Origin of the sequence: uncultured Campylobacter sp. (genome assembly GCF_905372745.1) — a bacterium.
Taxonomy (GTDB): Bacteria; Campylobacterota; Campylobacteria; order Campylobacterales; family Campylobacteraceae; genus Campylobacter_A.
Map to the genome: position 1 here is coordinate 35,813 of NZ_CAJPQR010000010.1, position 23,673 is coordinate 59,485.

General features: G+C 46.6%; 19 protein-coding genes. 7 read left to right on the plus strand and 12 right to left on the minus strand.

What is annotated here, in order from left to right; translation table 11 throughout:
• The first annotated feature begins 41 nt into the window (after positions 1-41).
• Positions 42-1,313 (plus strand): aminotransferase class I/II-fold pyridoxal phosphate-dependent enzyme, encoded by a 1,272-nt coding sequence (locus QZ157_RS04405; protein ID WP_295142320.1) that lies wholly within the window; start codon positions 42-44, stop codon positions 1,311-1,313.
• Between the two features lie 163 nt (positions 1,314-1,476).
• Here the strand turns inward: QZ157_RS04405 and QZ157_RS04410 are convergent, their stop codons facing one another.
• The 4 genes from QZ157_RS04410 to QZ157_RS04425 all read right to left on the minus strand — a co-directional run bounded on the left by QZ157_RS04410 (position 1,477) and on the right by QZ157_RS04425 (position 4,895).
• Positions 1,477-1,824 carry a hypothetical protein gene (locus tag QZ157_RS04410; protein WP_295142322.1) on the minus strand — a complete coding sequence of 116 codons (348 nt, stop codon included), beginning with the start codon at positions 1,822-1,824 and terminating at the stop codon, positions 1,477-1,479.
• Between the two features lie 258 nt (positions 1,825-2,082).
• Positions 2,083-3,528, minus strand: a complete 1,446-nt coding sequence (locus tag QZ157_RS04415; RefSeq protein ID WP_295142324.1) for a potassium/proton antiporter — start codon at positions 3,526-3,528, stop codon at positions 2,083-2,085.
• A 124-nt stretch (positions 3,529-3,652) separates the two neighbouring features.
• Positions 3,653-4,030, minus strand: coding sequence for a helix-turn-helix transcriptional regulator (locus QZ157_RS04420; protein ID WP_295142327.1), 378 nt, complete (start codon positions 4,028-4,030; stop codon positions 3,653-3,655).
• Between the two features lies 1 nt (position 4,031).
• Complete coding sequence (locus QZ157_RS04425) at positions 4,032-4,895, minus strand: DnaJ C-terminal domain-containing protein (RefSeq protein ID WP_295142330.1); 864 nt, start codon at positions 4,893-4,895, stop codon at positions 4,032-4,034.
• A gap of 174 nt (positions 4,896-5,069) precedes the next feature.
• Here QZ157_RS04425 and QZ157_RS04430 point away from each other — a divergent pair, with 174 nt between their 5' ends.
• The 4 genes from QZ157_RS04430 (at position 5,070) to QZ157_RS04445 (ending at position 10,916) form a co-directional block, all read left to right on the plus strand.
• Positions 5,070-6,488 carry a Do family serine endopeptidase gene (locus tag QZ157_RS04430; RefSeq protein ID WP_295142333.1) on the plus strand — a complete coding sequence of 473 codons (1,419 nt, stop codon included), beginning with the start codon at positions 5,070-5,072 and terminating at the stop codon, positions 6,486-6,488.
• Positions 6,489-7,044: 556 nt separating this feature from the next.
• Entirely contained in the window at positions 7,045-8,676 is a 1,632-nt protein-coding gene (locus QZ157_RS04435) for a DUF6138 family protein (protein ID WP_295142336.1), read from the plus strand.
• Positions 8,677-8,964: 288 nt separating this feature from the next.
• Complete coding sequence (locus QZ157_RS04440) at positions 8,965-9,657, plus strand: response regulator transcription factor (RefSeq protein ID WP_295142339.1); 693 nt, start codon at positions 8,965-8,967, stop codon at positions 9,655-9,657.
• Positions 9,658-9,677: 20 nt separating this feature from the next.
• Entirely contained in the window at positions 9,678-10,916 is a 1,239-nt protein-coding gene (locus QZ157_RS04445; RefSeq protein ID WP_295142342.1) for an ArsS family sensor histidine kinase, read from the plus strand.
• Positions 10,917-11,138: 222 nt separating this feature from the next.
• Here QZ157_RS04445 and QZ157_RS04450 read toward each other — a convergent pair whose 3' ends face one another.
• The 4 genes from QZ157_RS04450 to secA all read right to left on the minus strand — a co-directional run bounded on the left by QZ157_RS04450 (position 11,139) and on the right by secA (position 16,789).
• Entirely contained in the window at positions 11,139-11,801 is a 663-nt protein-coding gene (locus QZ157_RS04450) for a hypothetical protein (RefSeq protein WP_295142344.1), read from the minus strand.
• A gap of 100 nt (positions 11,802-11,901) precedes the next feature.
• Positions 11,902-12,111 carry a hypothetical protein gene (locus tag QZ157_RS04455; RefSeq protein WP_295142347.1) on the minus strand — a complete coding sequence of 70 codons (210 nt, stop codon included), beginning with the start codon at positions 12,109-12,111 and terminating at the stop codon, positions 11,902-11,904.
• A 471-nt stretch (positions 12,112-12,582) separates the two neighbouring features.
• Positions 12,583-13,779, minus strand: a complete 1,197-nt coding sequence (locus QZ157_RS04460; RefSeq protein ID WP_295142350.1) for an ABC transporter permease — start codon at positions 13,777-13,779, stop codon at positions 12,583-12,585.
• A 424-nt stretch (positions 13,780-14,203) separates the two neighbouring features.
• A complete protein-coding gene (secA, locus tag QZ157_RS04465) occupies positions 14,204-16,789 on the minus strand; it encodes a preprotein translocase subunit SecA (protein WP_295142352.1) in 2,586 nt (861 codons plus the stop codon).
• An 87-nt stretch (positions 16,790-16,876) separates the two neighbouring features.
• On the opposite strand from secA, the gene lolA reads away from it, so the two are divergent.
• Positions 16,877-17,389 carry a LolA-like outer membrane lipoprotein chaperone gene (gene lolA, locus QZ157_RS04470; protein WP_295142355.1) on the plus strand — a complete coding sequence of 171 codons (513 nt, stop codon included), beginning with the start codon at positions 16,877-16,879 and terminating at the stop codon, positions 17,387-17,389.
• A gap of 659 nt (positions 17,390-18,048) precedes the next feature.
• Here the strand turns inward: lolA and QZ157_RS04475 are convergent.
• Positions 18,049-18,552, minus strand: a complete 504-nt coding sequence (locus tag QZ157_RS04475; RefSeq protein WP_295142358.1) for a hypothetical protein — start codon at positions 18,550-18,552, stop codon at positions 18,049-18,051.
• Positions 18,549-19,871 (minus strand): AAA family ATPase, encoded by a 1,323-nt coding sequence (locus QZ157_RS04480; protein WP_295142361.1) that lies wholly within the window; start codon positions 19,869-19,871, stop codon positions 18,549-18,551. Before QZ157_RS04480 ends, QZ157_RS04475 begins: the two co-directional genes overlap by 4 nt.
• A gap of 50 nt (positions 19,872-19,921) precedes the next feature.
• Between QZ157_RS04480 and QZ157_RS04485 the strand changes: the two genes are divergently transcribed.
• Complete coding sequence (locus tag QZ157_RS04485; RefSeq protein ID WP_295142364.1) at positions 19,922-21,991, plus strand: M15 family metallopeptidase; 2,070 nt, start codon at positions 19,922-19,924, stop codon at positions 21,989-21,991.
• Positions 21,992-22,794: 803 nt separating this feature from the next.
• Here the strand turns inward: QZ157_RS04485 and QZ157_RS04490 are convergent.
• Both QZ157_RS04490 and QZ157_RS04495 read right to left on the minus strand, forming a co-directional pair.
• The gene (locus QZ157_RS04490; protein ID WP_295142366.1) at positions 22,795-23,118 is read right to left on the minus strand and encodes a hypothetical protein; all 324 of its coding nucleotides are present in this window, start codon (positions 23,116-23,118) and stop codon (positions 22,795-22,797) included.
• Positions 23,111-23,593, minus strand: a complete 483-nt coding sequence (locus QZ157_RS04495; RefSeq protein ID WP_295142369.1) for a DUF523 domain-containing protein — start codon at positions 23,591-23,593, stop codon at positions 23,111-23,113. The genes QZ157_RS04490 and QZ157_RS04495 overlap by 8 nt, the downstream gene beginning before the upstream one ends.
• Between the last annotated feature and the right edge of the window lie 80 nt (positions 23,594-23,673).

Sequence of the window (23,673 nt, forward strand, 5' to 3'; positions counted from 1 at the left end):
TTTAGCGGTTATAATGCGCGCAAATTTTACAAGGAGAAAAGATGCAAAAAGAGACGATCGCCACGCACTACGGCTACGACACCAAGGCAGGCCCCGGCGCCATGGCGGTGCCGATTTATCAGACTACGGCTTATGATTTCGGCAGCGCCGATTCGGCTGCGGCGAGGTTCGCGCTAGAAGACCCTGGCCACATCTACACGAGGCTAGGCAACCCGACGACGGACGTGCTAGAGAGCCGTATAGCCGCGCTCGAGGAGGGCTCGGCCTCTATCGTGACGGCTAGCGGTCAGTCGGCGATTTTCTACTCGATCGCAAATTTAGCCGCGGTCGGCGACAACATCATCGTGGCAAAGAAAATTTACGGCGGCACGATGGTTCTTTTCATGCACACGCTTAAGCGTTTTGGCATCGAGGCGCGGGTGTTTGACAGCGACAGCGCGGACGATCTTGAAAATTTGATAGACGACAAAACGCGCGCGATATTTTTCGAGACGCTATCAAACCCGCAAATCGCAATCCCGAATTTTAAAAAGATCGTCGAGATCGCGGATAAGCACGGCGTCGTAACAATCGCAGATAACACCGTACCTACGCCGATCATTTTCCAACCGCTAAATCACGGCGTAGACGTCGTCGTGCATAGCGCGAGCAAATATATCTGCGGCCAGGGCCTAAGCCTAGCGGGCGCAGTCGTAGCTAGCAAAAATTTAAACGCCAAACTAGTCGGCAACGCCAGATACGCGCACTTTAACGAGCCTGACGAGAGCTATCACGGGCTAGTTTACGCGCAGATGGCGGATAAATTCGACATCTATACGCTGCGCATGAGAGTGGCTTTAGTGCGCGACATAGGCGCTACGATCTCGCCTTTTAACTCATGGCAGCTCATCCAGGGGCTTGAGACGTTAAGCGTTCGTATCGAGAGGCACTCACAAAATGCGCGCAAAATCGCCGAGTTTTTAAACTCGCACAAATACGTAAAACGCGTAACCTATCCGACGCTAAAAAGCGACTCGGAGCACGAAAAGGCGCAAAAATACTTCAAGGACGGCATGGCTAGCGGGCTAATGTGCTTTGAAACCGATAGCTATGAGCGCGCCGTAAAGATGCTCGGAAAGGTAAAGCTCTTTAAAATCGTCGTAAATATCGGCGACTCCAAGTCGCTCATCACGCACCCGGCCTCCACTACGCATCAGCAGCTCTCAAGCGAGGAGCTAATAAAGGCAGGCATAACAAAGGAGCTAATCAGAATCAGCGTCGGCCTAGAGAACGCAGACGACCTCATCGCCGATCTCGCGCAGGCTTTGGAGTAAAAGAGGGTTAAATTTGAAAGATAAATTCGGCTAAATTTAAGCTAGATTTAAATATACCCCTAAGCGGCTTCGCCGCTTAGGAGGCTAAACGCCAGATTGTTAAATTTGATCAAGAGGGCTTCCCTCTTGATCCTTGGCTCGTTCAAACTCAAATTTGAGCAGGCTACTTGTCCTTTTTTCTATCGGCTTTCTCTTTTATCTCTTCCGCCGCCTCTAAGTCTAGCTGCGCCTGCTTAAACGCTTTACGCGCCTTATCGACGCGACGAGAGTTTTTAACGCTGCGGTCGCCCTCGTAAGCCTCTTCTGCGTCTTTTAGCGCCTGCTCCGCTTTACCAAAATTCATCTGCGCTGCTTCTAGGTTATTCGTAGCCTTATCGCCGCCCGCCAATTCGGCTCTTGACGTTACCTTGCCCGTTACTGGGTTACGTCCGATAGTTAATTCTAAATCCTCTTTTGCGCGTGCAGCCGAGCCGCGAGCGACGTCGCACTCTTTTTTACCAGCACTTATCATAACCCCCCCCCTATAAATCTAGGTCTATTTTTTGGGTCATCACAATCAATATTAGCAAAAGCACTTAAACTAAACGCACTTAAAAGCATAGCTATAATTAATGCTTTATTTTTCATCTTTAACGCCTTTCTCTTTATTTTTATTAAGCCCTCTTTTATTTCTTATTCTACGAAACGCGCTTGAAAATGTAGATAAAGTCAAATCCTCAAATTTCATTTCTGTTTCCTTTCTTTAAAATTTACGCAAACGGCAGCAAATTTACGCCGTAAACGTTTTTAAGGTTTCGTTGTATTTGTTTTCGTCCTCGCACTGGATCAGTAGCAAGTCGCCCTCCTCAAACACCGATGAACCCGTCGGTTTGATGTATTCGCCCTTGCGCTTGATGAGTAGCACCAAAAAGTCGCTAGGAAGCTCAAGCTCGGCTAGGTTTTTGCCCACGACTTCGGAGTCAAAGCGTATGGTGTGCTGGCGTAAAGTGTGGTAAAAGATCGGTAAATTCGACATCTCGACCTCTTTTGGCACGGCTTCTTCTTTGACGCCGCATTTTTGCGCGACCTTTTCTAGCGTCATGCCCTGGATGATGATCGAGACGAATACTACGAAAAATATCGTGTTAAAGATTAGCTCCGAATTCGGTAAATTTGCCCCGAACGGATAGGTCGCAAGTACGATAGGAACGACGCCGCGAAGTCCTACCCATGAGATAAATATCTTTTCTTTAACATTATACCTAGAAAGCAAAAGCGAGAGAAAAACACCCATAGGACGCGCGACGAACATGATCCAAAATGCGACCACGGCGCCCGCAAGCGCGACGGCGGGCAGCTGGGAAGGATTTACCAAAAGTCCCAGCGTCAAAAAGATGACGATTTGCATCGTCCACGCGATACCGTCGTGAAAACCGATCAAATTTTTCTTATGCGCAAACTCTTTTTTGTTTATAAACATTCCCGCGATATATACGGCAAGAAAGCCGTTGCCGCCGACCTTACCCGCCAGCACGTATAAAAGCATGACCCAAGCCATCGAAAACACGGGGTAAAGTCCCCAGTACTCAAGCCTAAGGCGGTTAAAAAGCCCCGGCAGCGCGACGCCGAACATATATCCCATTAGCCCGCCTAGCAAAAACTGCTTTACTAACGTAAGCGCGACGTCCGGAACGCTAGGGATCGTAGCTATGGAGATGATTTGCAGTATTGTGACGGTTAAAAAGATCGCCATCGGGTCGTTTGATCCGGACTCTAGCTCCAAAAGCGGACGGATGTTGTTTCGCAGCGAAATTTCCTTCGCCCCAAGTATTGCAAACACCGCCGCAGCATCGGTCGAGGAGATGATAGAGCCAAAAAGCAAAGCCTCCAGCCAGTCAAGGCCTAACAGGTATTTTACCAGCACGGCTATCATGCCAGCAGTAAGCACGACGCCAAGAGTCGCTAGGATGATGCCGTTTATCATGACTGGGCGGATCGATTTTAGATTCGTATCAAGACCGCCAGCGTAAAGTATAAAAATAAGCGCGATAGTACCTACGTCTTGGGCGATTTGGCGATTATCAAAATCAAGTCCGAGCAGCCCGTCCGAGCCTGCAAGCATACCGACTGCTAAAAAAACGACCAAGGACGGAACGCCGAATCTATCTGAAACCTTGCTAGAGACGATACAAGCGATAAGTAGGATAGAGAAAAATAGTAAAAAAGTTTCTAACATTGTGCCTCATTTGGGTTCAAAGCGGACAAATTTAAGGCTAAATTTAGCGCCCTAATAGCCTCAAATTTGGCGCGTTTCGTAAATAAATTTTACCCGATTTTACCTTTTTAACGGATAAAAAGGATTAATTTTTATCATCGTAAAAGATGAGATCAAAGCTATTTTTGCGCTTTACGAGAGCTTTTTTAGACGGTGCGGTGCTTTGTTCAAATTTAGCCAGTTCCTCTTTCATCTGCCTTATCGCGGCCTCAGACTGCTCGATCTGATCTTTTAGCTGCAAGATGATATCCACGCCTGCTAAATTTACGCCAAGATCGCGCGTTAGACGTAGTATCATCTTGATGCGGTCCATATCTTTTTCGGAGTAAAGGCGCATCTTGCCCTCGGTTCTTGACGGCTCTAGCAGTCCCTCGCGCTCGTATTGGCGAAGCGTCTGCGGATGTATGGAGAGCACCTTTGCTACGACGCTGATTAGATAGACCGGTTCTTCGTATTGTTTCATCTTATGCCTCCGGGAGTTTTTGCTTCATAAGCTCGGCTAGCTCGCCGTCTAGGGCATTAACGTCCGGCAAAGACACGCGCGCTCGCAGATACAGATCGCCGAATATCCCGCTTTTTCTATTTTGCACGCCGTACCCTTTGAGCCTGATTTTTTGCCCCGATTTTGAGTTTTCGGCGATTTTTATCGTGACGTCTTTTTTAGGCGTTTTTACGTCTATCTTACCGCCAAACATCATCGTTTTTAGCGGGATTAGCACGTCTTTATATAGATCGTCGCCGTCTCTTTCGTACTCGTCGCTAGGCGCGATATTTACGGTTAGTATCAGATCGCCGCGTCCGCCGTTACCTTTGCCTTTTATGCGTAGTTTTTCGCCGTTATTTATGCCGTTTGGGATTTTTATTTTGATGTTTTCGCCGTTAAAATTTATCGAGTATTCGCCGCCTTTTACCGCTACGTCAAACGGGATAGTTACCTTTGCCCGCGAGTCCATATCCTCCTCGTCCTCAAAGCCGCTAAAACCGCCCCTGCTAGAAAAACCGCCAAAACCGCTAGCGCTACCGCTAAAGCCGCCGCCGAAGATATTTTTTAAAATTTCGTCCAAATTTCCCATGCCTGAGCTGCTCGCAAAATCATGGAAATTCTGTCCGCCGAACATCGCGTCGCCGTGCCTGTCGTACTGCGCGCGCTTTTTTTCGTCGCTTAAAATTTCATACGCGGCGTTTATTTCTTTAAATTTATCCTCCGCACCGGGATCTTTGTTGATATCGGGATGATATTTGCGCGCCAGCCTCCTATACGCCTTTTTTATCTCGTCTGCGGAAGCCTTTTCGGACACGCCTAACGTTTCGTAAAGACTATTGCTCATATTATATCCTTTTAGTCAATTAATTTTATAGCGATTATAGCACAAAGCTTTAGCGTATGTCAATCAAGTATAGTAAATAAGATAATTTTAAACGGCTTAAAGAATAATTAACTTTACATTGAGCTTAGCGCCATATAATCGCGCTTTGAAAAATTTTATCCAAAAGGAAAAACAATGAAAAAGATAACCGTATTATCTTTGGCTACGTCTTGCGCGATCTTTGCCGCAAGCATAAATTTTAACGAACCCGCAGAGGATTTTACTAGAATAAATCCCGAATTTAATAAAAACGTCGTCCTCTCCTACAATAGCTCCATCACCGACGCTAAAAAATCGGTCGTAAATATCTCCACTACAAAAACGCTAAACGGCGCGGGGGCCGATATGGGCGATATGTTTAACGATCCTTTTTTTAAAGATTTCTTCGGCTTTCAGTTTAACATCCCTCAAGAAAAGCAAAAAAGCAGTTCTTTGGGATCTGGCGTCATCATCTCCTCCGACGGCTACATCGTGACTAATAACCACGTGGTTGAAGATAGCGACGAGATCGTAGTCACGCTGCTAGATAGCGATAAAGAGTACAAAGCAAAAATCATCGGCACCGATCCCAAAACCGACCTAGCTATCATCAAAATCGACGCTAAAGAGCTAAAAGCCATACCTTTTGCCGACTCGGCTAAGCTAATGGAAGGAGATATAGTTTTTGCCATCGGAAATCCTTTCGGCGTGGGCGGCAGTATCACTCAGGGCATAGTCTCAGGCCTAAATAAAGACAACATCGGCCTTAATCAATACGAAAATTTCATCCAAACCGACGCCTCGATAAATCCTGGCAACTCAGGTGGCGCGCTAGTCGATAGCCGAGGCTATCTAGTGGGCATAAACTCGGCCATCCTTAGCCGCAGCGGCGGAAACAACGGTATCGGCTTTGCCATCCCGTCAAATATGACCAAAGATATCGCCAAAAAGCTCATCGAAGACGGCAAGATCGAGCGCGGATATATCGGCGTGATGATAGCAAATCTCAACGAGCAGCAAAAAGAGATCTACAAAAACAAAGAAGGCGCGCTAATTAGCAGCGTAGAAAAGGGATTACCGGCCGATATCGCGGGCATTAAACGAGGCGATCTGGTCGTAAAAATCGACGATAAAGATATAAAAAACGCAAACGACCTAAAAAATCTCATCGGCTCGCTAGCTCCGAACAAAGAGATCACGCTAACCTACGAGCGCTCGGGCAAGCTAGAGACCGCTAAGATAAAACTAGCTAACGCCAACGCCCAGTCAAGCGGCGGCAAAACGACCAAAGGCGACTCGGCGATAGACGGCCTTAGCGTAACTTCGATCGACGATAACGCGAGGTTTAAGTATAGACTAGCCTCAGACGTCGCAGGCGTGCTCGTTACAGACGTAAAATCAGGCTCAAATGCCGAAAAATTCGGCTTTGAAAAAGGCGATATCATCATCCAAGTCGCCGAGGAAAATATCAAAAATTTAGACGACTTTAACAAGGCCGTAGCAAACGCCAAAGGCAAAAAAACTCTCGTTTGGGTCAATCGCGGCGGACTTTTCCAAGGTCTTGTTATCAAATAATCTAAGACTAAGGCGCGCTAAAATGCGCCTTTTTCTAAATTTATCTTTTTTTCAAAATTTACGCTTTAAGACTTACCCAAATTTGCCGAGTTGTAGTATCTGCGCTCCAAAATAGCTCGCGTCAAATTTTAGCTTAGCCTGCGGTAAATTTGACGATCCCCCCTCATTTTTGCCGCTCGCAGCTAAACAACTCGCCCAATTTATCGCGTATGCAGACCACAACTAGAACTTAAATTTATTTTTAAAATTGCCTGCCAAATTTGACGGCAAATTTAGACAAATTTGCACTGCGACCGCTCAAATTTAATCACTTTTTGGACTCTAATTTAAGGCTCAACAAACACACTCATCCACCCTCACTTTCTTAAATTTGGCTTTATCAAATTTACCGCCCCACATTTACGCGCTTTAAATTTACATTAAATTTAGCCGACGACTACGTTAAATATCATGCCGAATTCGGCGCAGAAATTTTAACCCAAAAGCCGTATTAAACGGCTAAATTTAAGCAAATTTGAGCTAAATTTATCCAAATTTTATCTCAAAAGGACGGGCGATGAACGAAGCTCAAATTTCGCTAGCAGGCAAGATCGCGGACGCGCTCAAGCGCCTGATTGCAGGCAAACTAGACTCCCAGTACAAGGGCGAGACGCCGTATTCACAGTGCCGCGTACAGGAGGGATATTTTGATTTTTTAGGCGTGGAGTGCCGCAAATCTCGCATCAAGCTCTACCTCCACGACTTTGACGCAGATAGCCTTAGAGCCGATGCGCCCGAAGTGGACGAGCTAGAGCGCGAGGAGTTTGAGGAGATTGCCCCACTTATCGCAAAGAGCGTTGAGGAGGAGTTTTTGGCCGAAGCAAATCTGCCGTTTTTTGCGTATAAGCTGGATCTGGCGGTCAAATTTGAAGGTGCGAGCGGGAGCTTGGCACAGCGCAGCTGCGAGCATAAATTTTACTTTGAAAACACTGCGCGAAAAGCTGAGCTAAAGCGCAAAATAGATGATTATATAGACGAGCTCATCATCCGCCGCGATAAAAAGATCAAAGACGGCCGCGAGATTTTCGTGTTTATGGACCGCATTTTCGATCTTTCGCTTATGGATTACGACGAAGCGGCGCTAACGGCGCTGCTTGAGCGGGTTATCGCCGCGGTGCAAGACGTCAAAAACAGGCGGCTTTTGGGGGATTTTATCATCGCGCTAGAGAATAATCTGCGGCGCTGGAAAGAGGAGAAATTTCTGCCGAAATTTTATGATATCAGCGATAACGGCTGGAGCAAGAGCTATAAGCTCAAAAAGGATTTTGCGCCCCAAAATGCGGGCGCTGGCGAGCTTGCGCTTTTCGTGCGGGCGGCGTTTTGGCGGATCAAATTTAAGCGCTACGCCTGGGACGTGGATTTTGCGCGCAAGGATTTGGAGTGCGCGGCTAAAATTTTCGGTTCGGCGCAGGCGCAAAAGTATTTAGACTGCGGCACAGGCGAGCTAGACGAAAGCCTAACGAGTTTTAAAGACGCGGACGTAGAGTGCGCCGCAAACGATGTTTTTGCGCAAATTAGCGTAAAAATCAAAAACGAAACGCCTCAGGCTTACAAAAAGGCGCTAATCTTTATCGTAAATCTGCTGCGTGCGGGCTTTGCGGCTAGCTACGCCGTTAAATTTAGCTCAAAAGCGGATAAAGCCTATCTGCCGGTAAAAGGGCTTGAAAAGACGCAGACGCACCGATTTTTCGCTACCGCGCTAGCGCATGAGGTAGACTCGGAGCTTGAGCTTTATGCCAAAGAGGCTCTAAGGCATAAATACGAATTTTACGCCGATATAAACGACGAAAAGTGCCTAATGACGGGCAGTTACGCGGTATTTGGCCTTGCGCTAAAAAGCGAGAAATATTTCGCGCTAGCTAAGCAGTATTTTAAAAACGTAGACGACGAACATCAAAGCGCGCATATAAAATTTATCGAGGCTTTTATCGATAAATACGGCGTTAGCGCGCAGAGCTTGGACGTATTGGTCGATGCCTTCTCATCGTATCAGGATGATAAAATTTATAAAAATTTACGTGCGCTAATGGACGAACCTACTAACAAAGCCCTGTTTTTGTGCGCTCTTGAGAACCTAAAAGGTTATAAAAAGGAAAATGCTGCGTATGCGGCCTGGGGACGGGGCTGGGAGAAGGAAATTTCTGGTTGATTGCGATTTTACAGGCTTGTCTCTTGCACATATTGACTTTTTACGCTCAAATTTGGAGCCAATTTTACTAAATTTGACGAACCGAGACCCAAGTCTTGAAAGCGCCAAATTTGAGTGAGTTAAATTTGGCGCTATTTTTTATGTTAAGAAGGAAGGAATTTGAACTACGCTCTGCTTGCAGCTAAGAGCAAAGCGAAGCAAAAATCATTTAAAGGCGCGCAGGAAACTAGCCGCGCTCGCCATTAAAAATTTAGTCAAAACTCGCTATAATCCCCCAAAGGACATAAAATGATAAAAATTCTGATGATAGAAGACGATTTAGAGCTAGCTGAAATTTTGACCGAGTTTTTAGCTAAAAGCGATATGGACGTAAAGACGGCAGAGGAGCCGTATATCGGACTTTCGACGCTAAACGTAGAAAAATTCGACCTCGTGATCTTAGATCTCACGCTGCCGGGACTTGACGGCCTAGAAGTGTGCAAAGAGATCCGCAAGCGCCACGACGTGCCCATCATCATCTCAAGCGCGCGCCACGATATCACCGACAAAGTAAACGCCCTAGATAACGGCGCGGACGATTATCTACCAAAGCCTTACGACCCGCAGGAACTACTTGCTCGTATCAAAAGCCATCTGCGCCGCCAAAGCGCGGTAGCGGGCGCAAATTTAAGCGGCACAAAGGAGCCTGCGCGCGAGAAAGATATCGCGGTAGATGATTTTAAGCACGTCATCACGCTAAAAGGCGAGCCGTTAAATTTGACCGCGGCGGAGTACGACATCCTAAAATACATGCTTCAAAAAGAAGGCGGCGCGATCACTCGCGAGGAGTTCATCTACAACTGCGCGAGCATCAGCGAGGACTCGACAAATAAGAGCATCGACGTCATCATCGGGCGCATCAGAGGCAAGCTAGGCGACGACCCCAAAGAGCCAAGATACATCCACGCTATCCGCGGTATCGGCTACAAGCTAATGCAGTAAATTTGACATAAAGCCCGCAAATGAAACGCTCATCGGTTTTTTACACTATCACTTTTATCTTTGCGCTTGCGCTAACAAGCATCTTTTTAGCATTTTTGTGGCTGATGGACTACGACAAGCAAAACTACGCGCGCGAGCTAAACGCCAAGTACTCCACGATCGCTAGAAATCAGCTCTTTTTGATGAGCGGTATCATAAACGAAAAAGAGTACGAGCGTCAAACGGGCGACTTTAAGATGCCTGAGATCACGAACGAACAGCAAAAAGAGGAGATCCTGGCAAACGCAACCGTGCTTGAGGAGATCTCTGCAGACATCGGCTCTAGCGCCATCATGATCTATCAAAATCACCACTATCTAAAAGTCCAGCACGTGGATAAAACCCTGCTTTTAAAGGATAACGACTATCAACCATACCGCTACGACATCATCAAGATTATCTTTTTGCTAGTTGCGATCATACTTCTGGCCGCTTACGTTTTTGTTATCAGAAAGCTAAAACCGCTAAGAAAACTAAAGCGCCAGATAGCCAAATTTGCCGCGGGCGAGATCGACGAAGTACAAAACATCAGCAGCGGTAACGACGAGATTTCCGAGGTTGCGGAAGCGTTTTACGACGCGGTTTGTCAGATTAAAAATTTAAACGCGTCGCGCAAGCTATTTTTAAGAAACATAATGCACGAGCTAAAAACGCCGATCACCAAAGGCCGCCTAGCCGCCGAAATGATCGAAAAAAACAAAAACCAAGAGCGACTCGTATCGGTGTTTATAAAACTCGAAAATCTCATAAATGAATTTGCCGCCGTCGAGCAAGTCACCTCAAACATCGCGCTAAATAACACTAAAATTTGCCGTATCGACGACGTCATCGACGAGGCTCTGGATATCGCGATGGTAGATCCCGGACAGGTTACTATTAGCAAGCTAGAGGATGTGAACCTAAACGCGGACTTTAAGCTGCTAGCTATCGCCGCAAAAAACATGATAGATAACGCTCTAAAATACTCTCCAAACAAGCATGTAAACATAACTATCACGCGAGAGTCGATCAAATTTATCAACGAAGGCGAGCGGCTGTCAAAGGAACTACGCCACTACGTCGAGCCATTTACCAAGGGCGAAAGCGCGCAAAAAAGCTTCGGTCTGGGGCTCTACATCGTGGAAAATATAATCAAAGCACATAAGCTAACTCTAAGCTACGAATACAAAAACGGACTAAACGTATTTAGCTTTGAAAACCTGCAAAATATCGCGGCGTAGAAGTAAATTTGAGCATTTTGTAAAATTTGCGGCACGCGAGGTAAATTTGAGCTGAAATTTAAAGCGAGCCGCTTTTTCTGAAATTTAAAATTCGGCGTATCGTTGCGACCAATCAAACGCCAAATTTTGAGCTACAAATTTGGCGCTCGTTTTAAATTTGCATCCGGTTAAATTTAGCCGCTCCTCGCTACTCATAATAAAAAGACTTTACGGGCGCGAAATTTAGAGCCCCGCCTCTTTGCACAGCGCGTAAAAATCAACTTCGCCGCCGCGAGATTTAAACTCAAAATAGCACTCGTAAAGCTTTACGAAGTATTCAAACTCTAAATTTAGCCGCGCGCTTATCTCGTGTTTTTCTCTTACGTCGCGGGCTTCGCTGGTTAGCTGCTCGTAGTATGCGCGCTCGATCAGGCAGCCCTCGGGAAAATGGTGCGCACCCCAGTCTAGCGCGTCTAATAGCATGCAAAAATATAACTCCACGGTTCGCGCGTCGCAGCGCTCGTGGCGATATGCACGGCGCAAAAGCTCGTCCCCACCAAGCTCATGCAAACCGCGCATGCAAATCTGATACGCCCAGCGCAGATGCGGCATTTCGCCTGCGATACAGCGCCTTTTTAGATACTCGCCGACTAGTTCGCCGAGCTCAAACGGTAGTTCGCCGTTGCCGCGGTTTTTTAGATTTTTTAGCTCGCTTTGGTCTTCGTCTAAAATTTCGCGGCAAAGTTCACCCAGCGCATAGTCCCGCTGCGCCTCGCTAAACTCGCTTTTAAATTTACCAACGGCGCCCTTTAGATGCTCGTTTGCCCGCTTTTTTAGCCCGGCATCATAGAGCCTTAGGTATTCGCGCAGCTCAAATTTTAGCCGGCCAAAAGTGTCCGTTTGCATTTAGTTCCTTTAGAAGTGTAAATTTAGCGAGTTAAAACAATAACCTCGTCGCACTCAAACGCGACCTGTCGCCCCGCCAGATACAGCTTGAAATAGGGCTTTAAAAAGTCCGCCTGCGTAGATCGGCATTATACGAGCTTGTAGCAAAGCCGTCTTGTAGCGGCGCAAACACCGCCCGCACACCCGCTCCGTCAGGCATAAAACACTGAAAAAGCCCGTAAAGCTTATCCTGTAAATCGATCCCTTCGCAATCTAAATCAATATCCAGTCCCGCCGCCTCGGCAATGCGGTGCGCATACTCGATCGTCATTTTCTCCCAAATTTGGATTAAATTTTGAGCATTATACCTTAAAGGGTCTCAAATTTTTGCTTGCAAATTGATACAATTCATTTTAAAACGGCAGTAGAATATGGCGTAAATTTAGCATAAGTGCCGACCGTAAGCATGGCTTTCTAAATGCCGTAAATAAAATTTAGCACTATCGCAGCACGACAAAACCTAGACAAACTTACGGCTACTACTTGGTTGCGGATACCTTACACGATGTACAATTTCTAGTTTGGAGAGTCAATTTGACACCGACGGCGGCTTAAATTTAAAAAACTTACACGCACGAGAATAAAAACTCGAACGAAAATAATTTAAAACGGCGTATTTTTATATAAATAAAATTTTACCGCTTTTTACGTAATTCAAAAAATAGACGAGCCAACGCGGTCAAAACGGCAAATTTTATTCGCTCAAATTTAACGCAAAAGCATTTTGGCTAAAATGCCGAATTTATTCATTCCTAAGCGTTTCAAGCACGTTTATCTGTGCGGCTTTTTTGGCCGGATAAAACGACGAAAACGCTACGATGACGATAGCTCCGACCAAGATCATAGCAAGATCTAGCAAGGATAGCTCCATAGGAAGCTTCGCGCTGCCGTAGACGTCGGCCGGCAAATTTACGATATCAAAGCTGCCGAGCAACCACACGCCAAAGAGTCCGAGCCCGAGCCCAAACACTATCCCGCCCCCGCCTATCGTAGCACCGAGAGCAAAAAAGCTCTTTTTGATCTCGGCCTTGCTAGCACCGAGCGAGAGCAGTAGCGCGATCTCTTGGCGGCGGTTCATAACGGTCATAAGTAGCGAGCTTATGATATTTAGCGAGGCAACCAGGATGATGAGCATCAAAACGATGAAAAGCGCGCGTTTTTCAAGCGCCAAAGCGGAGAAAAAGTTGCCGTTTTGTTGCCACCAGCCGATGGCTTTTTGCCCCAATCGCAGCTCGCGCGAGATCTTTTCGATGTCGGCGAACGGATCATTTGAAAACACGTGTATACCGTCAAATTTGCCCTCATCGTACTCGAGTATCTTGCGTAGCGCCTCCACGCTCGTGTAGAGGTAGCTTTTATCGTAAGCAACGAGCCCCGAGCTAAACGAGCTCACGACGTCAAAGCGCTTCATTTTAGGCGTTAGCGCAAAACCGCTCGGGTCGTTTTTAGTAAAAATGAGCGTGAGTTTGTCGTTTTCGTTTATCATCATCTCGTTTTTGACGCCTTGACCTACGAGCAGGCTGTATCCGTCTAGCTCACGGTTCTCAAGGCCGGCCGCAACGACCGAGTTTATCTGCTTTTCGTCGGCCGAATTTACACCAAAAAGCAGTCCGCCCTCAAAGCTATTCGCCCCCTTTATGATAACTTGACTCATGATATATGGGCTAAATTTGAGATTCGGAAACTTTTGCTTTAGTTCGTTAACATCGCTCTCGTCGATGTTGCCGCGTATGGCGGAGAGGATCGTGATCGGGTAGTTCATGGTAAAAAGTTTGCGCTCAAATTCCTTGTCAAAGCCGTTCATGATTGCCATCGCTACGATAAGCACCATGAGCCCGACGCCCACGCCAAGAAAAGCCAAAAGCGCTGAAAGCATGATAAAGGGCTGGGTTTTGTCAAACCGTAGATATTTGAAAAGTAGATATTTGGTTAGGTTCATTTGATTTTCCGTTGTTTAAATTTGGGCTTTTTGCACCTTTTGATTTTATTTATAGGCAAAGGTTTTGCTTTTTTGCTCGCCTATAAATTCGGTGCACGTTTTTATTTTTCTCGCCGTTAATTTTTCAAAGTCCGTTTCAGCTGGGTTTTTTGATCAAATTTATAGCTCACCTTTTAAATTTATTATATTTTAGGGGCTTCTTGCTACTTAGATTTTACTTTGGGCGCAAGTTTTAAATTTGTCAAATTCGGCGCGCTTAAAATTTGCTCGATTGGGCGGTAAATTTTAAAGTCGCTTGTAAGTTTTAAATCTAAAAATACGCCGTAAAAAAGCGGCGTAAATTTTACAAAAACAAGCACGCCGCCGCAAAAACAGCAGCGAGCTTAAATGCAAAATTTAATAAGCCGCCGCCAAAACCCAAAAGCTAAATTTTATCCCAATCCTCCGCAAAAGCTCCTTTTTTAGGCCCGCTCTTGCCGTGACAGTCTTTGTATTTTTTACCGCTTCCGCACGGGCACGGGTCGTTTCTGGACACTTTTTTGCCGGGCTTTTCTTCACTCTCGGGCGCGCTAATAGCCTCGCTATCTTGCGCTTCTTGCGGCGCAGACTCTATAGGCTCGGAGAAGCTTAAGCGCACGGCCGTTAGCAGCTTGATGCTTTCAAATTTGATGCGGCTAACGAGCTCCATAAAGAGATTAAAGCTCTCTTTTTTATACTCGGTGAGCGGGTCTTTTTGGTTGTAGCCGCGCAGTCCGATGCCGGTTTTTAGGATGTCCATCTGATATAGATGCTCGCGCCACGCGGTATCTAACACCTGCAGGCAAAGCACCTTTTCTAGGTATTTGCGCTGACCCTCGCCTATGACGCCCATTTTTTCCTCGTAGTCGGCTTCAAATTTGGCCGTTATCTTCTCGGCAAGCTCGGCGTAGTCGAGATCTTTTAGCTCATCCGGCTGCATGAATGCGCCGTTTGAGATTATCACGGAGCTTAGTTTTTCGAGATTGTATTCGCTCTTTGGCTCGCCTGCGTAAATTTCGGCCTGAGCTAGCAGATGCTCGACAAATTCGGCGCGATTTTGTTTGATCTTTTCGCTGACTTCAAAATTCGGATCAAGAAGCTCGTTTCTAAATTTATACACGGTTTTTCTCTGCTCGTTTGCGACGTCGTCGTATTCAAGGATATGTTTTCTTGATTCAAAGTGCAAACTCTCGACCTTTTTTTGCGCGTTTTCGACGGCTCTAGTGACCATTTTCGAGTCGATGCTTTCGCCCTCTTCGATACCAAGGCGCGTCATTATCGCCTTGATGCGGTCGCTGCCAAATATTCTAAGCAGATTATCCTCAAGGCTTAGATAAAAGCGGCTAACTCCCGGATCGCCCTGACGTCCCGCGCGACCTCGCAGCTGGTTATCGATACGGCGGCTTTCGTGCCTTTCGGTGCCGATGATATATAGACCGCCCAGAGCCCGCACCTCGTCGTCGATACGGATATCTACGCCGCGTCCAGCCATGTTCGTAGCGATCGTAACCGCGCCGCGAGCGCCGGCTTGAGCGATGATCTCGGCCTCTTTTTCGTGATTTTTAGCGTTTAGCACGGAGTGAGGGATCTTTTCTTTCACGAGCAGGTTGTGCAGATTTTCGCTCTTTTCGATCGAGGCGGTACCCACAAGTACGGGCTGACCGCGGTCGTGAGCCTTTTTGATCTCGTCGATCACGGCTTTAAATTTCTCATTTTCGGTTTTATAGATGAGATCGTTGTTGTCTTTTCTGATAACCGGCACGTTTGTCGGGATCGATACGACGTCAAGCTTGTAAATTTGCGAAAACTCCGTCGCCTCCGTCTGCGCCGTACCCGTCATGCCCGATAGTTTTTTGTAAAGCCTAAAGTAGTTTTGAAATGTAATATCTGCTAGCGTTTGGCTCTCTTCTTGGATTTTTACGCCTTCTTTAGCCTCGAGCGCTTGGTGCAAGCCCTCGCTAAATCTTCGACCTTCGCTAAGACGCCCCGTAAATTCGTCGACGATGACGACTTGACCTTCGCGAACGACGTAATGCACGTCTTTTTCAAAGAGATTGTGCGCTTTTAGAGCTTGGTCTAGGTGGTGGCTCAAAATCGCGTTTTCCATGTCGTAGAGATTTGCCACGCCAAAGAGCTTTTCAGCCTTTGAGATGCCTTCTTCGGTGATCGCTATCGTGCGGTTTTTCTCATCGACGGTAAAGTCGCCGGTGGCTTTTTCTTGCGGAGTCGCAGGCGGTTCGCCGCGCTTCATCTGGCGTGCGACTTCGTTTGCCTTGATGTAGCCATCTAGCGTGCGATTCGTAGGACCAGAGATGATGAGCGGCGTCCTCGCCTCGTCGATTAGGATACTATCGACCTCGTCCACGATGACGAAGTTATGCTCTCTTTGCACCTTGTCTTTGAAATCCATTTTCATATTATCGCGTAGGTAGTCAAAGCCGAATTCGTTATTCGTACCGTACGTGATATCGCTGGCGTATGCCGCTTTGCGCGCTTCGTCGTCGTATTCGCCCCCTAGTATCACGCCGACGCTTAGGCCTAGAAATTTATAAATTTCGCCCATTTGCGTCGCGTCGCGTTTGGCGAGGTAGTCGTTTACCGTCACTACGTGTACGCCCTTGCCGCTCATCGCGTTTAGCACGACGGGTAGGCTTGCTACGAGGGTTTTGCCTTCGCCCGTTTTCATCTCGGCGATCTTGCCGTCGTTTAGCACCATGCCGCCGATTAGCTGAACGTCGAAATGGCGCATATTTAGCGTCCTTTTACCTACCTCACGCACGATGGCAAATACATCGTCCAGCAGCTCATCCTGGCTCCTTTCGCCGTTTTGTACCTGCGCTTTAAATTCGTTAAATTTAGCCTTCAGCTCATCGTCGCTCATCGCTTGATATTTGCTTTCAAGCGAGTTTATATAGGCGACGCGTTTGAAATATTTTTTTACTTCTCTGTCGTTTTTCGTACCGAATATCTTTTGCATAAACGCCGTTATCATTTCTAGCCTTTAAATTTTATTAAAGTTCGGATTTTAACATTTTATTATTTAAACTTAGCTAGAATTTTGTCCGGTAAAGGAAAATATATGAAGAAAATTTTAGCATTTTTACTATTTTGCGCCTCGGCTTTTGCGGCTACGTTAAATTTCGTCACGCTTCAAAGCGACTTCGTGCAAACCATCACGAGCGAGAGCGAAACGGTCGATTACTACGGTAAATTTTACGCAAAAAGCAACAACCGCGCCTACTGGATCTACGAGCGCCCGACGCCTAAAAAAATCTACTTTGATAAAAACCGCGTCGTCGTGATCGAGGATGCGCTCGAGCAAGCTATCGTCTCTAAATTTGAAAAGGCGCCGAATTTGATCGACGTCGTTAGAAACGCGGTTAAGATCACCGACACGCTTTATAAGGCTAAATACGACGGCGTAGAGTATCTAATCACCGTCAAAAACTACATTCCCACAAGGATCGACTACGAGGATAAGCTCGGCAACAAAATCAAAATCACGCTAAGCAACACGAAAAAAGATTTTAAGATAAGCGATGATTTGCTGACGCCGGTGATACCGTCGTATTATGATGTCATAAACCAATAAATTTTTAGTGAAAAGCGGCTTGTCTCGCGAGCGCTTTTTACGGAGTTTATAAAATTTTGGCTCGATGAACTACATGTTCTATCTTCGCCAAAATTTTACCGCACAACCCTAAAAATCATCTCGCGATACTTTGCCTTATCGTTTTACACTCAAAGTTTAAAAACTCAAATTTAATCAAATTTACAAATTTAGCCTCAAAATTTCACTCACCGAGACCCGCATCTTGAAAATGCACATTTGACAAACAAAAATTAGTTTCTAAACCCCAGCGACGCTTTGCTCGTAGAGCAAAGCAGTGTCGTCATCTTGAACGTGCAGTCGGGTGGGTTGGGGGTTGGGGGGGCGAAAGGGCGACGCTCTACTTCGCTGCGCTCGTAGCTGCAAGCAGACCGTAAGTAAAAACCCCTTCCGCCTCCCAAGAAAAAGAAAAAGCTTAAATTTTAGAGAAACCAAAATTTAGCACCGCCGAGACTCGGGTCTCGGTGGGTAAAATTTACAAATTTGACTTTAAATTTGAACGTAAAATGATAAGGCGCAGTGTTTTTTCGTCAGACGAGGCAGCGGCGATCGAGGCAAGGGGGCGGACTGGTCGTCCGTGACCAAAGCCGACTCAGCCGGTAACGAAGTATGGCGGAAAAAGATAAGCCGCGTTATTAAATTTACTGCTCTCCGAAGTCTTTGCCAAAATCATCTATCTGGTTTAAATCCATCGGTTTTAGCTGATTTTTATTTCCCCTCAATATATCCTCGACTTGCTCTTTTTGCGATCTTTTAGAGCCTGTGGTTTTGACGTTTTTTAGCGCTTCAAGTAGCTCTTCGATATTTGGTTCGCGCACGGTTTTTAGCGAGATTATGAGCACCTCGTCGATATCTATGGAGTGCTTTTTAGCGGTGTATTTAACAAGAGTTTCTTTAAATTTTTCCTTACCCAGCGAGGTTAGCAGATCCTCGACATAAAAGCTGCCGATAACGACGTTTAGCGCGTCAAGCACGTACGCTTCGTTATCCGCGACGTCGCGCCCCTCTAGACGCAGGCTCACGCTTACTTTTTTGATCGAGCTTTTAGCGTCTCTGGAGTACAGATCGGTTTCAAAATTATCGATATTTAACGTCTCGGCAAAGGCCATAACCGCGGCAAAAGCCAGCGCAAAAATCTTTTTCATACGTCTTCCTTAATGTTTTCAAATTTGTTTTCAAGATAGAATTTCTCGACCTCTTCGTCTATTTTAACGACGCTTTGCAAATACTCTCTAAACGGCCGACTTTTGCCGTAAAATATCCTCAGCTTTTTAGGATCGATCGCCCGTGAGAGCGCGACGTAGAGCTGCCCGTTGGCAAAGATGTGATTTAGGTCGCACACTAAATTTTCGATGCTCATGCCTTGGGATTTGTGGATCGTGATCGCATAGGCTAGCTTTAGCGGAAACTGCGTCAAAGACGCCCTCGCGCGCTCCTGCAAATGCTCGCCTGCCATCACGAACTCGCTCATATCAAATCTCGCTCGCTCTACCTCGACGATCTCGCCGTCAGCTTTTTGCACGATGACGCTTTTTATCTCGCCGCCTTCTTTTAAAATTTGCATTATCTGCCCGCGCTCGCCGTTATAATACTCGCCCCATTTATTTATGGTAAATATAACTTTCGCGCCGATTTTTATATTTAAAATTTCAGGCGCGTAGAGGTTTGCGATCCAGCGATCCAGAGCGTTTTCGTTTAAATTTTCATCGTAAATTTCCACTAGCGCTTCGGCTCTTTCAAGCGGCGTCGGTAGCTTAGAGAGCATCTTGTTATTTAGCTCGTCCGCTTCGTAGTTTCGCCCAAAAAGCACGCTCGTATCGTCATCTACCTGCACGCTTGGCACGCGTAAATTTTCGATATAGCTAAACACCTCTTCGCTCAGTCGCCCGACGCGAAGCATGGATAAGATATCGTAAAATTTCTTGTCTTTCGTACGTTTTGAGACGACTAGTTCGATATTTTTAAACTCAAATTCATGCCACGAGCTAGAGTTAAAAGCGTAGAGAAATTTAAAGAGTGAGTTGCCGTCTTCGCCGTTTTTTCGCACGGGCGGCAACTGATAAAAGTCGCCAACAAGCATCACGCGCCCGACGAATCGAGAACTCATCAAGCGGTAATAAATCATATCCATGAGCCCCGCGCTGATCATCGAGATCTCGTCTATCACGATGAGATCGCAGACGTCTAGCATCTTTTTTAGTTCGCCAAGTTTCCCACGCTGTTTGCGGTCGTAGCCGCGCAGCTCCTCGAGGCTTGAGCAAATGCCGAATTTAAAAAAGCTATGCACGCTCACTCCGCCGACATTTACCGCCGCGATGCCGGTGCTACCCAGCACCACTACGTTTTTTAGCTCGCTTTTATAGTGCTTGATGACCGCTTGCGTGAGGTGGCTTTTGCCCACGCCGCCACGCCCGGTGAGAAAGACGTTTGATTTTTTTAAGATTTCTAAGAGCTGATTTAGCACAAATTTCCCTAACTTTTTGTAAAATTATAGCTTATTTTTAAGGAGTAAGATTGAAATTTTATAAATTTATATTTTCCGTAGCGACGGCGCTAGCGATGTTGGGCGGTTGCGCATCGTCAAAAGATGCCTCTAGTGCAGTAAATTTACCCGATCAAGGTGCCAATACAGCGTCGGCATACGATATGCCCGAGGAGAGCGCGGACGAAAATTTAGGCCACATCAGTTATCTAAAATTTGACGTCGATCAAAATGCGAATGCGCTGCCGATACTGCCTTTTGAAGCGCAAAGTAGCGGCGAAACTCTGCTGCAAAAACGCTTTAACTCGCTTGATCTAAAAGCGCCCTCAACCACTGCAAAAGATGCGTTTTGGGCGCTAGATTACTATAAAAATACGGCAAAAAGGCAGTATTATTTCTCAAATATGCGCAAAATTCCAAACGAATGGTTTGAAAAAGTGCGAAAAAACGCTAGCGTGGAGAGCTTCGGCAAAGTCTCTCTACCTGCGATAACGACGGCAAATACTAGCCTGCGAAACCTACCGACCGACGAGGCCGTACTCTATAATCCCGTGCGCGCAGGCGAAGGGCTGCCGTTTGACTACGCCCAGCTCTCTTTCGTCTCAATCGGTTATCCGCTTTACGTTTCGCACTTTTCGGCCGACGGCGCGTGGGCGTTCGTAGGTAGCGACGCCGCATGGGCCTGGGTGAAATCGACCGAAATCAAAATTTTAAGCGCAGAGGCCGTGCAGGAGCTAAAAAACTCCAAATTTTTAAGTGTTATCAAAGACGAAGAGCCCGTCTACGACAAAAACGGCAACTTTTTGTTTTACGGGCGCATAGGGGCGATTTTGCCGTTTCAAAGCGAGGATCAGTTTAAATTTTACGGCAAAATCCAGACTCAAAACGGGCTAAAAAACTACGAGATATCAAAACAAAGCGCAAGCCGCTTCCCGCTTAAATTTAGCGACGAAAACGTAAGAACGCTCGCATCATCGTTGCTCGGGCAAAGCTACGGCTGGGGCGGGTTTGGCGGCAAGCGCGACTGCTCGCTGTTTTTGCAGGATTTTCTAGGCAGCTTTGGCGTGTGGCTGCCGCGAAACTCAAAGGCGCAAGGCCAAATCGGCAAGGTCGTGAGCCTGGCAAATCTAAGCGCGGAAGAAAAACTACGCGTCATAAAAACGCAAGCAGTGCCGTATAGAACGCTATTTCACATGAACGGGCATATCATGCTCTACGCGGGTATGCGCGGCGACGAACCGCTCGCCGTGCACGACGTCTGGGGCATCCGCACGAAAGATAACGGCAGAGCCATGATCGGCGGCATAGCGATCACGACGCTAAAAATCGGCTCGGACGTAGCAGACATCGATCCAAAACGCTTGCTGGTTTCGCGGATAAATTCGATGAATATCTTTGAAGTGGCTAGCGGCGAGGAGGCGCAGCGCGCGAAAAAATCGGCGATCGAAAAAGCTTATGGCGTGAAAATCGTCGGCAACGAGGTGATTTTCGCTGACGGCAGTAAAATTAAATTTGACGACGGCGAGGCAAAAGATACGGCGCACCTGCTAAACCTTGCCGACGTCGAGGACACTTTTGCGCAGCCTTATCCGCTATTTAAACCTCTGGCTCTACCTAGCAATGACGCTGGCAGATACCGAAACTACGAGCTTTTGGATAAAATTTACGGTGCAAACGAGGCGGAAGTGAAGGTAAATTTGACAGAAGTCGTTTGGCTAAAAAATCACGGCGGCAAGACGTTTAAATTTAACTCCAAAAACGGCGCGGCAGCTGCTCTGCAAGCTGTTTCAAACGAACTTGACGCGCTGGTCGTGCAAAAGCCGGAGCTGCTAAAATTTCTCGATAATCCATCAGGTACGTTTAACTGGCGCGTGATCGAAGGCACAAAGCGCAAGAGCTCCCACTCCTACGGCATCGCGATCGATATAAATACCGACAAGAGCGACTACTGGCGCTGGAGCAAGGACGGCCGCTACCGCAATCAAATCCCAGAGGATATCGTGCGCGTATTTGAAAAGCACGGCTTTATCTGGGGCGGGCGCTGGGTTAGCTTTGATACGATGCACTTCGAGTATAGACCGGAATTTGGGCATCTAAGATAAATTTGACGGCGGTTTTAACGATAAATTTGCGTAAATTGGGCCCTAATTTATCGCTACTTTTGGCGGACAGAGTCGTCGCAGACCGTAAATTTAAGCTCCGATCAAGACGGTGCGAATAAATTTTGCTTTGCCGCTTTTTGGCGTAAAATTTAAAGCAGACGACACGAAAAATCTATCGCTTCGGTAGCAAATTTGAGCTAAACCGGACTTAGATTTGCCGTCAAATTCGGTTAAATTCTTAGTAAAAGCTGGATTAAATTCGGCTATTTGATTTCGGCGAGCGTAGCATTTTCGCATTTCCATGTTTTTGATATTTGGCGAAAATTTGCAAGCGATTGCAAGAGGCTCGCTACCCTTTTTGCGGTTTGTTAAATTTAGCTTTGGGCATAGGCTGGGCGGTTAAATTTGACGCCGAAGCGACTTTGGTTTAGCCTACGTTTTATAATTTTTGTAGTTCGTAAATTTTGCGCGAGCCAGACGGACTACGATAAAATTTGACCCGCCGTTTTTTAAATTTAGGGCGGCTATTTGCCGTTTTGTCGTCGCCCATATTTTACAGTTTTTACAAATTTTGCGCCGCTTGCAAATTTCTTGGCGTTTGTTTTAGGGCTACGTTTTGATTATGCCAAACCTAAAGGCTCCGAAAATCTTACCGCAAAATTTAGATAAAATTTCAAGCGGTAAATTTTTCAAAGTCGCGCTAGAAATTTTGATACGCATAAATTTATAACAACTTTTGCGCCGCTAGCTAGCAGCATAAACCAAATTTTACCAACAGACTAAAGCTGCTAAATTTTCCCGCCTTATGTTACCGCGATCTCGATACTTTTACTTATAAACGCCTCTTGCGGCTTGCTTTCAAACATCCGCTTGATCTCGCTTCCAAGTACGCAGTCACCCTCTCGCCAGAGGCGGCAGATCACGTTTCCTTCTTCACCCCGGTTTAGGCAGACACAGTTAAAATAACTCTTATCTGAAGCATTGTCCGAGATAAGGTAAACAAGCCCGTTTTCAGGGATAAAATTTCCCTCCTCCAGCCCGCGCGGCACGGGCATTATTCTAATCGCCGCTCCGGCGTAAAATTTCGCACTGCCAGCTATATCTTTAACGTTTATCCACTCAGCCATTTTGCGCTTCTTTTTCTAAATTTAGCTCCGCAAGCGCGCTTTCGCCGACGATGCGAACGCCAATTTTTTTTAGCGCCGCCGCGGTTAGGCCGTCGCTGCTAACGAGCCGCCCGGTAAAGCTTCCGTCATATATCTCGCCGCTTCCGCAGCTTGGGCTTCGCTCTTTTAAAATAGCAATTTTACAGCCGTTTTCGCGGGCGATATCGGCGCAAATTTGCGCGCCTAAAAGAAACTCTCGCGTAACGTCGCGGCCGCTAAATTTGGTTAAAACCCGTCCGTTTGGGCAAATTTCGGCAGGTTCGCGCGGGGTCGTTAGTCCGCCCAAATACTCCGGGCAAACGACGATTAGCTCGTAAATTTGTCTAAGTTTAGCAAGCTCGCCTGCACAAATCGCGTCTGCGTTATTGCCGCCGTTATATTTGCAGTTTTCGCCGAGCAAACAGGCGCTGATTAAAATTTTTGGTTTATTTTTCATCGTTAGTTCCAAATTTAATAGTCCGGCAAGCGTTATTTCAGCTTAAATTTACTAACGCTTCTGACGGCAAATTTAGCCGA

What these genes read in the sequence shown, in the direction of transcription:
- QZ157_RS04405 (WP_295142320.1), top strand. Translation starts at nt 42, where the DNA reads ATGCAAAAAGAGACGATCGCCACGCACTACGGCTACGACACCAAGGCA.
- QZ157_RS04410 (WP_295142322.1), bottom strand. Translation starts at nt 1,824, where the DNA reads ATGATAAGTGCTGGTAAAAAAGAGTGCGACGTCGCTCGCGGCTCGGCT.
- QZ157_RS04415 (WP_295142324.1), bottom strand. Translation starts at nt 3,528, where the DNA reads ATGTTAGAAACTTTTTTACTATTTTTCTCTATCCTACTTATCGCTTGT.
- QZ157_RS04420 (WP_295142327.1), bottom strand. Translation starts at nt 4,030, where the DNA reads ATGAAACAATACGAAGAACCGGTCTATCTAATCAGCGTCGTAGCAAAG.
- QZ157_RS04425 (WP_295142330.1), bottom strand. Translation starts at nt 4,895, where the DNA reads ATGAGCAATAGTCTTTACGAAACGTTAGGCGTGTCCGAAAAGGCTTCC.
- QZ157_RS04430 (WP_295142333.1), top strand. Translation starts at nt 5,070, where the DNA reads ATGAAAAAGATAACCGTATTATCTTTGGCTACGTCTTGCGCGATCTTT.
- QZ157_RS04435 (WP_295142336.1), top strand. Translation starts at nt 7,045, where the DNA reads ATGAACGAAGCTCAAATTTCGCTAGCAGGCAAGATCGCGGACGCGCTC.
- QZ157_RS04440 (WP_295142339.1), top strand. Translation starts at nt 8,965, where the DNA reads ATGATAAAAATTCTGATGATAGAAGACGATTTAGAGCTAGCTGAAATT.
- QZ157_RS04445 (WP_295142342.1), top strand. Translation starts at nt 9,678, where the DNA reads ATGAAACGCTCATCGGTTTTTTACACTATCACTTTTATCTTTGCGCTT.
- QZ157_RS04450 (WP_295142344.1), bottom strand. Translation starts at nt 11,801, where the DNA reads ATGCAAACGGACACTTTTGGCCGGCTAAAATTTGAGCTGCGCGAATAC.
- QZ157_RS04455 (WP_295142347.1), bottom strand. Translation starts at nt 12,111, where the DNA reads ATGACGATCGAGTATGCGCACCGCATTGCCGAGGCGGCGGGACTGGAT.
- QZ157_RS04460 (WP_295142350.1), bottom strand. Translation starts at nt 13,779, where the DNA reads ATGAACCTAACCAAATATCTACTTTTCAAATATCTACGGTTTGACAAA.
- secA (WP_295142352.1), bottom strand. Translation starts at nt 16,789, where the DNA reads ATGATAACGGCGTTTATGCAAAAGATATTCGGTACGAAAAACGACAGA.
- lolA (WP_295142355.1), top strand. Translation starts at nt 16,877, where the DNA reads ATGAAGAAAATTTTAGCATTTTTACTATTTTGCGCCTCGGCTTTTGCG.
- QZ157_RS04475 (WP_295142358.1), bottom strand. Translation starts at nt 18,552, where the DNA reads ATGAAAAAGATTTTTGCGCTGGCTTTTGCCGCGGTTATGGCCTTTGCC.
- QZ157_RS04490 (WP_295142366.1), bottom strand. Translation starts at nt 23,118, where the DNA reads ATGGCTGAGTGGATAAACGTTAAAGATATAGCTGGCAGTGCGAAATTT.
- QZ157_RS04495 (WP_295142369.1), bottom strand. Translation starts at nt 23,593, where the DNA reads ATGAAAAATAAACCAAAAATTTTAATCAGCGCCTGTTTGCTCGGCGAA.